The organism is Calothrix sp. PCC 6303, assembly GCF_000317435.1.
Classification (GTDB): Bacteria; Cyanobacteriota; Cyanobacteriia; order Cyanobacteriales; family Nostocaceae; genus PCC-6303.
The window spans coordinates 411,747-424,745 of record NC_019751.1; the positions used below are offsets into that span (position 1 = coordinate 411,747).

The following is a 12,999-nucleotide window of genomic DNA, read 5'->3' on the forward strand; positions in this document are numbered from 1 at the left end:
TGTCTACTACGGGCTACGCGCACTCAAGCTTTCATGATTGATTTCTCCATCAACCAAAATATTTAACCCACCTCCTGCGTAATTGGGAAATTACCTGTAGGTTGTGTCCAATACAATAGTTCGTAAATACTATATTTATCACTGGTGGACACCAACAACACTTCGACAAGCCAAGACGCAAGCTACAGTGACCACACGATTTTGCCATCCCTGATAAACCACGTCCCGCTCATCTTTCGGCTCAATAAACTGGTAAACCCTTTCTCGATTATCCCTACTCCCCATCCTGCCAACGTAGGTTAACTTCAACCCCAACTTACTCAGTAGTTTCTGGATAATAGCGATCGCACTCAACCCCTCGGAAACAGAAACTCCCAAATAGTCACGGATAAAATATCGATGCTTCACAGCCAAAGCCTTCAAATTCTGCAACTCCGCATCAGAACCGCGAAACATCACCCCTGGCGTGAGAAAATAACGGATATTAAATTCCTCCAGCAACAATACAGCAGGTAATAACTGCCCCCGGTTAAAATCAGGCTTCCAAACAGCACTCTCACCCGCTTCTATCTGCGATTTAGCCCTTTTAGAATCGCGCTCAATAAGCTGTTCCCGTCCAATGGTGAGAAAATAATGCAGCCGCAGTTGTGGATACCAGCTAGCATCATCCTTTTCCACAAGCCCAGGTGTCACCTCAACCCCGTAACGCTCTTTCAACAGAGCTTTTCGCTCCTGATATCTCTCGGTTGTTGTTTTAGCTTTTTTATCCTGCAACTTTTTAAATTCAGTATCGGAGATTGTTTCGCAAGAAGCGATCGCACGACATTCTTCCCCATATAATTCCTGCGAAGCAGCTTTAACCGACTCAAAAACCTGTTGACTCTCCTGTTCCTTAACAGCCTCTGCATCAATCATCCGATAACCATCCTCTTCTAAACCTTGAATTACAAATTCCCGATAACACCGCATTTGAGCGTTGATGATGCAAGCTCGTTTTGCCCAAGTTTGTAAAGATTCGGGTTGAAAATTCTCATCGATGCTGTAATCCGCATTATCAGCTTGGGACAGCAAAGCAATATTTGTTCTCGTGGCAGCATGTTGACTTGCCAACAGTGAACCCATCGATGTAGAACCATTTCCCACAAAGCCCATACCACAACCTCTCACCCAGATGTGACGGTCAACATTCTCCCGTAATCTCGCTAACATCTGCCGCACCGAGTTTGCAGACTGTACACCCTGAAAAATCCCCCAAACTGCGGAGAAATGACCTTTGATGTCAATTGATACCCCAGTTTCTAGACTTGGGGAAGCAATAACCAAATCGTATTTTGTGAGAATTTCATTGAGATGGGCAATGCAACCAAAAGCAGGATGCGACGGGTCAGAAACAGATTCGCTGTCGATTCTCAAAATTCGTAAATCTGGGAATTTACGGCGAAATCGCTCTTCCAATGCCTGCGTTCCCCATTTCGACTTCACTTTTTGGGCAGAACAGCACAACAAATGATGTCCTCCTTCAGGAATTGCTCTATCCAATGCAGCAATCAAATCCTTGGGATTAGTACCTCCGTAGTTGTAACAATTTCCAGATTGGGGTCGGTAATTATTAAGAATTGCAAACGGTTTAACTTTAATTTCCCCAGCTAAGGACTGTACATAATCCACATCACAATCGGATACATCCGCACTTGCCAAGTAAATCTTTCCTTGTGGACTACTCAAGACGTTTTGGATTAGCAACTTGAGGTTTTTCAGCACAGAAACCCGACGTTTTGCTACTTCGGTTCCAGAGTTGAGTAAGTGCCAGAATACCTGGTCACATTCATCGATGATTACGGTATCGTTGTACCAATCATTAGGATTAAACCTCGCTTGGCTTTGTTGGTGGAGAGAATCTATGCAGACTCCATAACCTAATAAGTCTCCTGTCTCGGAATCTCTGACTTCAGTTACATAGTTAACTCCAAAGCGGTTACACAATGCCTCTCCAAGCTGAATTCGGTGAGTAATAATTAACACTCTCCTATTTTGCTCATGTGCCTTCGCTACTTCACCAGTTAGCCATTCCGTTTTACCAGTTCCTTTTGCCGATTTCAGAACGATGAGCTTTTCGGTATCTGGGATTTGGATATGTCCGAGGTAAGCGCGATCGCACTCAAAAGAAGGCTGATAGGTTAACAAGGTAAACAACTTAACCTGCCAAATATCAAGAGTTTCAGCTTTGTGGTAAAGCATGTTAAATGCATCTTCTCCCTGGGCAACTACAAAATCATCAACACCCTTCTCTGGTCCCGGTAATTCGATAACCCGAACCTTACATTTCTCAATAGCAAGTAATTTCCCCATGCGTTTAATCGCAGTTTTGACATGCTGCACTGTTTCGGGTTTTTTGTCGTGATCGAAGCAAATATCAACTCGTCTATCAGGTGTGGCAAAGTGCTTTAAGTCAGGGATTAAAAAAGGTTTTCCTGTGATATTTCCCTCTTCATCTTTAGGAGTGCGGTATCCAGAATTGACACCGGGAATTGCGATCGCAGCGTAGCCAGCAGTCAACAAACAAGCAGCTTTCTTTGCTCCCTCAACAATTACCACTGGTACGTTTCTGTGCCAAACCCAGTACCAAAATCCGTGGGGGTGTTGTAGGTCTTCGGGAGCGATCTCAATTCCACAATACGTTGAAACTTTTCTCCAAGTTTTTAGCGGCACTTGCAAGAAAAATGCTCTTGTTGGCTCTTTGTAGGGATGCTCATATTTGACGTACTTGTGTATTTTATTCCTATCACGCCTTGGTCTATCAGGTTTAAAGCATCCCCACATCATGAAATTGTAGTCATCAAGTGGGTCAATTCCGTTACACCACCAACCACCGTGTTCAATATGGCGATATTTTCTTAAATCACCATCTCTGAGTCGTCCGTCGTTACGGCGTGATATTTTAGGGCTGTAAATCAAATACTCGTAAGGAGTTGTACCTTCGAGAGATTTTACGTTGAGATTTATGATTTCTTCATCAACCCCACTCGATAACCACTCTTGCCAATGTTGAGGTTGGAAATTGGTGTGTAAAACATCGGTCACGTTCATAGGAGACTCCAAGTTTTAACCGCATGAAAATTTGGCAGCAAACTTACAAATGCTGCGCTTCACAAGCTGTATCAAAGTTATTTTTTAAAAAAGAAGAGTGATTCTTTTTATTTGCTGTCTGTCCGCAACCGCTTCAATACTTGTTGTTTAACGATTTTGAGTTGCTGTTTATCTAACTGCGGTATCTCACCAACAACTACATCTATTTCTCGTTTTTGCCTCTGTTTGGATGCTTCTGACATCTTAACGATGGGTTCATAATTTTTTTGAGCGCTCAGTTGAAAGTGACGACAGCGATTTAGTGCTGTTTGGTTTTTACGGATACTGTTAGCCTCACCAAATATAGATGCTAAACGTACTTCTTTTATAGATGCACAAAGCGAAATTTCCCATAGAGAAGGCTTACTCGATAAGCCGTGTGATGAATTGACGGCTATTGAATGGGAGCAACTTAAAAAGTATAAGCCACTCCCAGAAAATATGGTGTTGATGACAGCATAAGACGAAAAAAGGTGGGTCTTACCGCCCACCATCTCAACTGAAACCAAGAAGTATTACTTCAAGGATGAAGCATGAAAATTACTACCGTATCAATATCCTACAGTCGGAAATTTAATCTTGGGTCGTATGAATCCCTTGATTTAGGCTGTTCTCTTTGGGCGCAATTGGAAGAGGAAGAAGATGCTGATGGAGTAGTTCAATATCTTTACCATCAAGCAAAAGCATCTGTAAAAAATGCGGCAATCCCTGTACTAAAAGCTTCGGGATATCAGATAAATAAAGTCAACTCTCAAAAACAATCTGTAGACACATCTATTGAAGAGAATTCGGAGGAATTATAATGATTACTGAAATCAAATTAGGGCTTTGCAATCCTCCAGAACCGATTTATTTATATGTCAAAAATGGAGAATTGAGCGGCGAATCATACTTGTGGTATAACTACGACATCAACAACGAGAAAACAATTCCAGTGCAGCAAAGAGGGTTAACTGGTTATTTACAAAATCTCCGATTGATAAGTAAAGAATTTAAGGGTAAAGATAATCTGAAGCTTGATATTGTGATTGCAGCGGATGAAATATATGTAGTCAGAACTGGCATTGAAACGAATTTTGCCAAAACCTTTTTATTAGCAGTATCGCAGGTTAAAGACTTCTCCAAACCTCTAATTATTGCTGCTACACCTGGAGAAGAAAATGTTGTGTTTTGTCGGCTTTACGATGCTACAACTAAAATTCGGATTCGTAGTGAATGGAATAAGGATGCTGACTGGGCTGGAATAATTAGCAATGTTCAATCTAAATTAGTTGCGACATCAGAAGAGGTTTCTTTTCCACAACAGCAAACTCAACCACATCAATCTGTAGTTTTTCCAGTATTAGAACCCAATCATGATTTACGAGTTAAGCAAATTCGTACATTGCTTAATTATCCAGTTGAATTAGTTGTGGAGTGGCTGAAATTTCAGGAAGTAGAACGACCAAACCAGTTGAAGCCAAATCAAATTGACGAATTGGTGAAAACCATGTGTTTATATTGGGGACAAGGTAAATTTGAGAATTCCGATTTTGCGACCAATTCCTATCAGAAATCTGTTGTTGAAGCTATAAATAATGGAATTTCTGAAATTGAAGCAATTACAACTTGGATGGAGAATATCTCGGAAACAGAAATACTAGAAACCGCTTAGTTTTAGTATCGGGGGAAATTTTTGATAGGTTTCCCCTTTGTCCGTACTATACCCTTCCTAGAAAGCCCCTTTTCCTCTTTTTCAGCCCCTAACGGGGAGGAGAATGTGAAATCCCAGCATTCTCTTCAAGCTGGACATTGGAGATAAAGAAAATGGAAAACACTCAGGATTTTTTAAATACTCTTACCATCGCTTTGGTTTTAGCTTTTGGAAGTTTGATAATACTTGATTTGTTAACTGGTTTGGTGGATTTGTGGAATCAATTAGATAATCACGAAAGTCCAGTTCAGTATCAATTACCTCGCAAGCTAGAAATGCAGAAGACTGTTACGCTTCCCTATCTGAAGATTGTCAGCAAGGTTGTAAAAAATATACCTTCATTTACTGATATCGCTGCAAATAATGTGAATACGGAAGCCCTCGCACTTTTAATACAGAAATTACCCCAGTCTCGTATTCGTACTGCTGCAAGACGTTTGGGTATTGCAGATAGGGTTGACGGGAAATATCAGAAATTGGGGATACTGAGGATGCAACTCAAAAGCAAGTTAGAATTGCAACCAATGGAGGTAGCAAGGATATTAGGGGAATTGGAAACAGCTTAAGTCAATCGAAACATTGAGGCAAATTGAAGAAGTTTTGGGTGTGGATTTTGGGGTCAGCCTCAATGATTAACTATGACTAACGATAAAATTCACACCATTACTAGCATTAATAGCTACATATTAATCATCTTCCATACTCAAGTAAAATGCTGGCAGTTTCGGGTGATAAGTCCTGGTGGTGATGTATGTGGAGAACTAAAAATTTATTACAGTGCTGAGGCAGCGGAAACTGCTGGTAGGGAGTGGGTGGGGAAGAAGGAGTGAGGGAAGGTAGCATTAATAACTTGTTAAAACTACACGCTTGGAGCTATCTTGGCGTAAAAGTCTTCATCAGCACGGATCAAAGCAGGACGTTGCATTAAGTTGTTGATGTACTTACTCAAAGGGTCACTATCTGATAACATACCTAGCTTTTTTGCCCAGAGTAAAACCCCTCCAGTCACAACATCAGCAGTCGTAAACCGATTTGCTACCAGATAATCGTTACCATCAATAGATTTTCTCAAGGGTTCAGCAACTCGGTCAAACCATTGCAGAGCTTCTTGTTTTGAAATTGCAGAGCGTGCCTTCATTGGTATTACTTTTTCTGGCAGCGATGGTAAAACATCAAACATGAAATGCTCTACAGGTGGTTCTAATGTCGATGTAGCGTAAAACAGCCATTGATAGTAATAACCACGTTCAGCTTGGTCTAATCTTGGAGCTAGTCCTTTATCTAGATATTTGTCAGCAAGATAGGCACAGATGGCAGCAGATTCAAAAATCGTAACTTCCCCATCTACAAGAATTGGTACTTTTCTATGGGGATGCAACTTTTGATATTCTGGCTGTTGAGTCATGGTCTTATCAACTCGTACCAATTCATAGGGAACTTCCATCTCTTCTAGAAGCCACCGAGGGCGTACTGCCCGTGTTGTAGGCATGTAGTACAGCTTCATTATTTTTCAGCCAAGTGATTTGCTCCTATATATTTTCTCACTCTGAAGCGAAAAATTCTCCCCTCCGCCTTTAGAAATTGTAGGCGAGCGCTTATCCATGCAGTAATTGGTATTAACAACTACACTTTGGCGTTATATTTTTCAAATTTCTCTTTGAGATAGTCAGCGATCGCTCCTAATTCAATAAACAGCGAGGTGCATTTATTAATTTCAAGAGCAACTTTTTCTGCAAAGTCGGCATTATTCTGCAAAGTCGGCATTATGTAGATAGCTTTCACCTGTTTGGGGATAAGCATCGTACCAACCATAAGCTAAAACATTACCTACATTTTTTGCAACATTTTAGTCGTATCATGCCACTACAAATTTCAGGTTTACTTTATAAACCATCTCTCAATCTTGATTAACTACAAGCATATGTATAAAGTACCTGGGAAAAATCTAGCTGCTTTAAAGCTGAAGGCTGAATAAAGAAATTACCCTCTCCTACGTCTCCCCACATAATAGAATTGTTCATATCAGAAACCATTTGAAATAACAAGAAAGTGTAAGCTTCTTCCGGAAAATTATGACGAGGATCTTCCTGAGAAAAATGCGGGTATCCGCCTAAACAATGCGTTTCAAGTACGTCATTATATATTTCATCATACTCTTCTATTACATCGGATATAATTCCTCTGATAGTATTCTGTTTATATTCATTAGTTTCACTTTCTAAAGTCTCACTTTCTAATCTAGAGGAATAACTGTTGATCAAATTACTAAACTGATAATCAGAGGCACTAATGGGGACTGAATCTATCTCAAAACTGAGAGCAAAGCAACCTTTTGGGCAACCTTTTAGAGGATCAACCAAGCGTTTAGGTAAAAAATCAAAATTATTGATGAGATTGTCAATATTTAAATCTGGTTGAGGAAAGTACATAACGCGGAAAGTACTCTGCACTGTTTGGGCATCCTCTACTAAACCATAAGTAGAATCACCTGAAGTGTCAATATAAAATTGAAGAATTCCCTGTTGAGGAAAATCTTCTATCATAGGGACTTCAGCAAAGTTTATTTGTGCCAAAAGATTTAGGGGCTTGCCATTAGGTGATGTTGGATAAGTAGCATCCTTGGGAAAATATGGTAAACCACCAAACTTACTCTGCCAAAGAGTGGTTTCTAAAGTTGGATGTACAGTAATTTTTACACGAGATTTAGCAGTCGTAGCAATAAAATCATCAATTTTTTTTGACAATTTTGTGTACAGATTATAAATTTCATCTGGAGTAAAGTTATCTATATTTTCTGCTGATGTAATTAACTCACCGTCTTCCCAGCCTTGTGCGATTAGCTGTTGAATATGACCCTCAAAGAAAACTTTCGCTTCTTGCTCAGATGGAAATTCATAGATTTGCCTATTCAATTTCACCACACAACTATCTATGTGGAGATAAGTTCTGAAAGGATAGGTATTATCATCATTTTCGTACTGAAGTACTTTATTTTTTAGCATCCGAATGCCTCTCCATATATTGACATTAATTTATAAATAAATCTATTTAACTAGTAGATCGTCCCTGAATTATTGCTGATAAATCTTTACGATTGCGCTTGGCTTCTGACCAAAAAGCCAACCAAATTATGAACAAAGATGGTATGGGTATTCCTATAAACAAAGGTATCATATGTTCTAGTAAAGGATCAGTTAACACTATAGGTACAAATGCGCTATACCAAAATAAGAAAAAGAATACTAAATATGAAATAACGAAAGGATGTATGCTTATTTTCACATGAATTAAAGTTTGGTTAAATTGTGTTTCAAATTGTCCTTTAACTAGTAAGAAAAATGAATTTTTGTAGTTAATAATGCGGCTAATTTGGAAGCCTAAATCAGTAACTGTTCCTTGATAGAGTGCATGTTTCCTGCTCAATCGCAATCTTTGTATCGGTTCAACGTTTGCATTCAGCCGTTCTAGAACTACAGATAGTGAGTCAGGTGTGGCAATTGTCAAAGTATCGTAAGGTATGATTTTCATCGTCGTTGGGATGAGGTGTTGCCAAAATCTTAAACAGAACTAAGATGCTTCTAAACATTGTGTGATTTAGTGTTCCCAACATAGAGGCTTCCGTAACAAGTGATGGGAGTCTGACTGCCTGACAGAACTGTAAAAAGTATTGGAAAACAATGAAATAAGCCCAAAAGGGTCGAAAGACATTTCTAGGGTAAAGTTACTACCCCTGTTAAGGTGGACTAAAAAATGAACTAGTAAAAGGCTGAAATTGCTTCTGAGCAAGGACTTATAGCAATAACAATCAAAAAGCGAGAAAAAATAGCCAACAAACAAGAAGGTCTTGTAATTTATCTGCGATCGCCCATTTCTAATAGCTGTTTCTCAAGACTTTTTGAAGCCAGACGCGATGGTTTAGCATGACCATTTTCCCAGCGGTTAACGGTGGAAAAAGTCACGCCAATCACGGACGCAAATTCTTCTTGAGAAAGTCCTATATTTAGACGAATATCGCGGATAAGCTTGCCACATTTTGGTTGTGCCAGTACCAAAATAGGGTGCTTATTCATGTATATTTAATTTCACTTGCTGATATAGCGAGGGCTATGTATTACGCTATATTGCCTCTCCTTAATAAAGAACGTAATCCGGAATATTTCGGATATGAGTTTTTATTTTTATTTAAAAAATACTGCCTGCGTTAATTACTGTAGCTGTTACTGTAAAAGATGTTTAGCAGATTGCGTTGGTTGATTTAATTTGCGTATATTTACGAGAATAATCCCATCACATTTTTATCTGGCGGTATTATTTAGTATTTTTGTACCTACGTATAATCAAAATCAGCCAATCAGAGCTAGTACAGGTCGGTGTAAATAAGGCAACCATTAAAAATACAGGAAAAGCCTATAAAATAAGCTTTATTCCTTCTGCCTTCTGCCTTCTTACTTCTGCCTTCATGTACTAGGCATTAATTTATAGTTGTAAGTACAAGATAAATATTGTCATTACAAATTTGAATGATTCGGCTGATAGGTAATGACGAACATTTGGGTATTGAATTACCTCACATGCGATAAAACTACATTATTTTTATGAGTTTTTGTCGCTAAATCAAGAATTTTCAAATTTCTACTGAGTAACTAACTACCATCAATTTTTCTTGGTGCAAAATTTGAGCGCCCGACTAGCCGAGTTTTTCGCCGCTAGCAACAAATGAAACTAACACATTTTTCAAAGAAAGCTAAAAGCTTTGCTATGTAAGCTTTATAAAATGTGCAAGTTAAGAGTTAATAAGTGAGAGAGCAGTGTTGTGTAATCGCGGTATTGCCCTCTCTGACAGGGTTTTATAAGAGTGAATTACTCAGTTTCCAGGCGTTGTACGTTCCAAAACTGTTTGGTAAATGCAACTGCTGGGTGAATTGGAGCTTTGAGCGTAACTGCCTAGTAGCCATCACCATGTTTAGAGACTTTTACAACCAAAGTTCTTTTCATCTATAGAACTCATTCGGGGGCTATATCGAGATTATATAGGGGGAGAAATCCATTCAAAACTGGGGGCACCACATGTTTCATCACCATTATCGCTAATTCTCAGACTCATCATTTCCATTGCGATAGGGGTCATAGTATGCATACCACTGATGATGGCATTGTATAAGACTGAGGGTGTCCCATTAAATGCCTGCTCTAGCTGGCTCAGCATCAATGAATACTGGCGATTGAAGGCATCATTTAACGTCGCTAGCTGGGAGGATGTCTCGTAGTCACTGCTCTTGGCATTTTGCTTGATCGGAAACACAGCGTTGTAGTCAACGATGAAAGGCTCACCCGATGGAGGCTTGTCAGGTCGATCTCCAGGGCGATAACGCCGACCTAGGTCGATGAATGTGGCATTGGAGCAAATATAAAGGTTCTCTACGCCATGTACGCGCATATGTCGATCGGTGACACCAAGGGTTTCATCATCACTCATACGGAGCGTACACCCTGCATGGTCAGCACGCCAAGAAATGGATGGTTTATCCGTCAGGGTGGCGTTCATGTCCTCAAAAATTTGCTGGACATGTTTTTGTATTTCTTGCATACGCTGCTCAAACTGAGGCAACTGGCTGAAATCGACCAGAGTCTCTTGCATCCCTAGATGATTGATTTTATCGAAATTGGTGATGCGGTTATGGAACTCACTGAAGACCTCCACCATACCGTGCAATTCAACCTGACTCTCCCCTTCGACATAGCGATTCATTTCTTCACGGCTAAGTCCCGCCTGCATCTTGTTTAGCAAGTTGATTTGGGGGGAACTGGGTGGGTTGACGAGGATAAACTTGCCCTTAGCCTGTTCCTCCTGACTATCGAAGTAGCGAGAACAGAGAGTGGGGAAATTCATCTCTGGCTGTAGCCGCAGTGGATTGTTCGGTCGTTTGCCAGCAAAGATGAAATAGGGATGAGTAACAATGTTTCTGCCCACGAGATCATGATCGTTGCCGATGCCGTTGAGCCAGAAATCTGATCTTGAGCGCAACATTAGTTTGGTCGATTCGATTGTCCCAGCTGCGATGACAATACGATCAGCTTCCACGTTTACCAATTGTCCAGTTTCCTTATTCAGGTAAACAACACCTGTGGCAACATTACGCGAGGTCATTGAAACCTCCTGCACGATACTGTTAAGCCTGATCTGTAGATTTGGAAAGTCACCCCAGGCTAACATATCATCAAGGAAGTTATTAGCAGAGAACCGCGCACCAAAAGGGCAATATTTGCAAGTGCCAGTCGTCTGGCAGGGAGCATGTCTGGAAACCGTATCGGTGATTCCATGTCGGGCAATTGGCAGATGAATGTATGTTATGCCCAAAGCAGACATGGCATCAGCAGTGGGTTTATCCTCCAGGGTATATGGAAAGGCTGGGAAAGGATAGTTCTCGGTTCTTGGGACGGTTGGGTCTTGAGAATCTCCCGATACTCCAATGTAATGTTCAGCCTGACCATAATAAGGTTCCAATTCATCGTAGCCGAAGGGCCAGTCTATGCTCTGACCCGTATTAGAGTAGAGCGTAAAGTCTTCGGGCTTGAGACGAAAAGACCATCCACCCCAATGAATAGTTGAACCACCGTAGGTAATAACACGAGAACCATTGAGTGGTATTGTTGTTTTCCCTGTGTTTAGGTTTTCGCCCGCACGATCTCGATCGGGATAGGGAAGGTCATAATATTGCGTATAAGGCAATTTACCAGAAACAATATAATCTTGCCAGATTGCGGCATCTTGCATTTTTACCTTTTGACCAGCCTCTAAAATTAAAATAGAAGCATTGGGGTTGTTAGAGAGTAGGCGGTTAGCCAGGGCTGCTGCTGCCACGCCAGAACCAATGATGAGGGTTTCGGTTTTCATACTTTACTCTACAAAGGTGCGGTAAGGAGCAGGCTGACTTGGTATATTAGCACCACCAATATAGCCACAGTAGTTTTCTGCGCCAAATGCCTTGAAGCCACCTAGGGATAATTGCAGCGCTATGAATTCATTAGCAACATTTTGACGCGTTACAGCGATGAAGGTTTCAGGCGGTGCTTTGGCTGCATCTTTATCGGTAAATAGATATTTATAAGCTTCGTCCTCACCCTTTTCGGTAATTAGTTGGGTCATCACCTCTTGTGCGCTGATATAGTAATCGCTATAGATAGGACGTAAATTGATGCGATTGAGCATAAAGCTATAGAGTTGCGACTTATAAGGTGTTGGATCATCGATATTTTGCCAGAATTTGCCAATATGGACAAAGATTTGCCACATAGCAGCGAATGTTTTATCGCTTAAGGGTTCTAGTTTAGTACTGAGTGGATGTTTTGCGGTCTTTTGATACATGCTATCTACGTGTCACTAAATTGACATATGACGTATTTGACTCTGATGCTATGCCTACAAAGCAGTCTCCACGTTTCATCCGCGTTATCTTTGCTGATCTTGTCGGGCAAGCGTTTCACTATCACTGAAGCCTAGCTGTTTGATACGGTTGGTCAGGTTGTCAACCGACATCATCATAGCCCCAAATATGAACTTTTTAGCCATCTTTCATTACTTTTATCGGAGAATAATTGATAATTCTTGCTTTATAAGCGCTTTTAATATCTCCTATGTTATTTAGCTTTAATTTGTCAGTTTTAAAATGACATAGCAAGTTTCGCACGAATGACAAGCTGAGTTTGAATACTTGAGCGAACTAGTGTTGAGAGCTTTCTTTTCCAACAACCGCACATTTACTCCCAAACTGTATCCGAACTCAAACAGTATCATCCATCCAATCACAGCGATGCCATCTTCGTTCCGTTTTGCGATTCCGGTATGGCGGTCACAATAGACCCGTCCGGAAATTATCCAATTCAAAAAATTATCAGAGATTTTTGCGATCACACTATTACAAACAATAACCAAAATTACGAATGATACGTAAATCTGCGATTTCCAGTAATTTATCTAACGTGGGGTATGAGTCAGAAACAAACACATTAGAAATTGAGTTTAGTAATTTTACAATTTCTCAATTTTTTGGAGTTCACGAGTCAATTTACCAAGGACTTATGAACGCAATATCCCATGGCAAATATCTTCATGTTCACATTAAAGGTATTTATCGATATCGCAAGATAAGATAAAAGCTAACTGTAAAGTATGCGATCAC

14 protein-coding genes are annotated in these 12,999 nt (G+C 40.3%); 5 read left to right on the forward strand and 9 right to left on the reverse strand.

Annotated features, from left to right (window positions below; genetic code table 11):
• Window positions 1-138 precede the first annotated feature (138 nt).
• Together CAL6303_RS01695 and CAL6303_RS01700 are read right to left on the reverse strand one after the other, a co-directional pair.
• On the reverse strand, window positions 139-3,087 hold the full coding sequence (locus tag CAL6303_RS01695; protein ID WP_015196087.1) for a plasmid replication protein, CyRepA1 family: 2,949 nt from the start codon (window positions 3,085-3,087) through the stop codon (window positions 139-141).
• Between the two features lie 107 nt (window positions 3,088-3,194).
• Window positions 3,195-3,635 carry a hypothetical protein gene (locus CAL6303_RS01700; RefSeq protein WP_144050990.1) on the reverse strand — a complete coding sequence of 147 codons (441 nt, stop codon included), beginning with the start codon at window positions 3,633-3,635 and terminating at the stop codon, window positions 3,195-3,197.
• Window positions 3,636-3,659: 24 nt separating this feature from the next.
• Between CAL6303_RS01700 and CAL6303_RS01705 the strand changes: the two genes are divergently transcribed.
• From CAL6303_RS01705 to CAL6303_RS01720, 4 genes are all read left to right on the forward strand, one after another.
• Window positions 3,660-3,929, forward strand: coding sequence for a hypothetical protein (locus CAL6303_RS01705; RefSeq protein ID WP_015196054.1), 270 nt, complete (start codon window positions 3,660-3,662; stop codon window positions 3,927-3,929).
• Window positions 3,929-4,780, forward strand: coding sequence for a hypothetical protein (locus CAL6303_RS01710; protein ID WP_015196089.1), 852 nt, complete (start codon window positions 3,929-3,931; stop codon window positions 4,778-4,780). The genes CAL6303_RS01705 and CAL6303_RS01710 overlap by 1 nt, the downstream gene beginning before the upstream one ends.
• Before the next feature lie 152 nt (window positions 4,781-4,932).
• Window positions 4,933-5,385: a hypothetical protein gene (locus CAL6303_RS01715; RefSeq protein ID WP_015196090.1), complete on the forward strand. Its 453-nt coding sequence runs from the start codon at window positions 4,933-4,935 to the stop codon at window positions 5,383-5,385.
• A 72-nt stretch (window positions 5,386-5,457) separates the two neighbouring features.
• Window positions 5,458-5,649: a hypothetical protein gene (locus tag CAL6303_RS01720; RefSeq protein ID WP_015196091.1), complete on the forward strand. Its 192-nt coding sequence runs from the start codon at window positions 5,458-5,460 to the stop codon at window positions 5,647-5,649.
• Window positions 5,650-5,678: 29 nt separating this feature from the next.
• On the opposite strand, the gene CAL6303_RS01725 is transcribed toward CAL6303_RS01720, so the two are convergent.
• The 7 genes from CAL6303_RS01725 to CAL6303_RS01755 all read right to left on the reverse strand — a co-directional run bounded on the left by CAL6303_RS01725 (window position 5,679) and on the right by CAL6303_RS01755 (window position 12,185).
• Entirely contained in the window at window positions 5,679-6,323 is a 645-nt protein-coding gene (locus CAL6303_RS01725; RefSeq protein ID WP_041738963.1) for a glutathione S-transferase family protein, read from the reverse strand.
• A 119-nt stretch (window positions 6,324-6,442) separates the two neighbouring features.
• Window positions 6,443-6,619 carry a hypothetical protein gene (locus CAL6303_RS30175; RefSeq protein WP_158333126.1) on the reverse strand — a complete coding sequence of 59 codons (177 nt, stop codon included), beginning with the start codon at window positions 6,617-6,619 and terminating at the stop codon, window positions 6,443-6,445.
• 107 nt (window positions 6,620-6,726) lie between these two features.
• Window positions 6,727-7,821: a YwqG family protein gene (locus CAL6303_RS01735; protein WP_015196094.1), complete on the reverse strand. Its 1,095-nt coding sequence runs from the start codon at window positions 7,819-7,821 to the stop codon at window positions 6,727-6,729.
• Between the two features lie 46 nt (window positions 7,822-7,867).
• Window positions 7,868-8,347 (reverse strand): hypothetical protein, encoded by a 480-nt coding sequence (locus tag CAL6303_RS01740; protein WP_015196095.1) that lies wholly within the window; start codon window positions 8,345-8,347, stop codon window positions 7,868-7,870.
• Between the two features lie 323 nt (window positions 8,348-8,670).
• Window positions 8,671-8,889, reverse strand: coding sequence for a helix-turn-helix domain-containing protein (locus CAL6303_RS01745; RefSeq protein WP_015196096.1), 219 nt, complete (start codon window positions 8,887-8,889; stop codon window positions 8,671-8,673).
• A gap of 956 nt (window positions 8,890-9,845) precedes the next feature.
• Window positions 9,846-11,714 (reverse strand): GMC family oxidoreductase N-terminal domain-containing protein, encoded by a 1,869-nt coding sequence (locus CAL6303_RS01750; RefSeq protein WP_015196097.1) that lies wholly within the window; start codon window positions 11,712-11,714, stop codon window positions 9,846-9,848.
• Window positions 11,715-11,717: 3 nt separating this feature from the next.
• A complete protein-coding gene (locus tag CAL6303_RS01755; protein ID WP_015196098.1) occupies window positions 11,718-12,185 on the reverse strand; it encodes a hypothetical protein in 468 nt (155 codons plus the stop codon).
• 575 nt (window positions 12,186-12,760) lie between these two features.
• On the opposite strand from CAL6303_RS01755, the gene CAL6303_RS28930 reads away from it, so the two are divergent.
• A complete protein-coding gene (locus tag CAL6303_RS28930) occupies window positions 12,761-12,973 on the forward strand; it encodes a KTSC domain-containing protein (protein ID WP_015196099.1) in 213 nt (70 codons plus the stop codon).
• Window positions 12,974-12,999: the final 26 nt, after the last annotated feature.

What these genes read in the sequence shown, in the direction of transcription:
- CAL6303_RS01710 (WP_015196089.1), top strand. Translation starts at nt 3,929, where the DNA reads ATGATTACTGAAATCAAATTAGGGCTTTGCAATCCTCCAGAACCGATT.
- CAL6303_RS01740 (WP_015196095.1), bottom strand. Translation starts at nt 8,347, where the DNA reads ATGAAAATCATACCTTACGATACTTTGACAATTGCCACACCTGACTCA.
- CAL6303_RS28930 (WP_015196099.1), top strand. Translation starts at nt 12,761, where the DNA reads ATGATACGTAAATCTGCGATTTCCAGTAATTTATCTAACGTGGGGTAT.
- CAL6303_RS01695 (WP_015196087.1), bottom strand. Translation starts at nt 3,087, where the DNA reads ATGAACGTGACCGATGTTTTACACACCAATTTCCAACCTCAACATTGG.
- CAL6303_RS01750 (WP_015196097.1), bottom strand. Translation starts at nt 11,714, where the DNA reads ATGAAAACCGAAACCCTCATCATTGGTTCTGGCGTGGCAGCAGCAGCC.
- CAL6303_RS01705 (WP_015196054.1), top strand. Translation starts at nt 3,660, where the DNA reads ATGAAAATTACTACCGTATCAATATCCTACAGTCGGAAATTTAATCTT.
- CAL6303_RS01755 (WP_015196098.1), bottom strand. Translation starts at nt 12,185, where the DNA reads ATGTATCAAAAGACCGCAAAACATCCACTCAGTACTAAACTAGAACCC.
- CAL6303_RS01715 (WP_015196090.1), top strand. Translation starts at nt 4,933, where the DNA reads ATGGAAAACACTCAGGATTTTTTAAATACTCTTACCATCGCTTTGGTT.
- CAL6303_RS01745 (WP_015196096.1), bottom strand. Translation starts at nt 8,889, where the DNA reads ATGAATAAGCACCCTATTTTGGTACTGGCACAACCAAAATGTGGCAAG.
- CAL6303_RS01725 (WP_041738963.1), bottom strand. Translation starts at nt 6,323, where the DNA reads ATGAAGCTGTACTACATGCCTACAACACGGGCAGTACGCCCTCGGTGG.
- CAL6303_RS01720 (WP_015196091.1), top strand. Translation starts at nt 5,458, where the DNA reads ATGACTAACGATAAAATTCACACCATTACTAGCATTAATAGCTACATA.
- CAL6303_RS30175 (WP_158333126.1), bottom strand. Translation starts at nt 6,619, where the DNA reads ATGCTTATCCCCAAACAGGTGAAAGCTATCTACATAATGCCGACTTTG.
- CAL6303_RS01735 (WP_015196094.1), bottom strand. Translation starts at nt 7,821, where the DNA reads ATGCTAAAAAATAAAGTACTTCAGTACGAAAATGATGATAATACCTAT.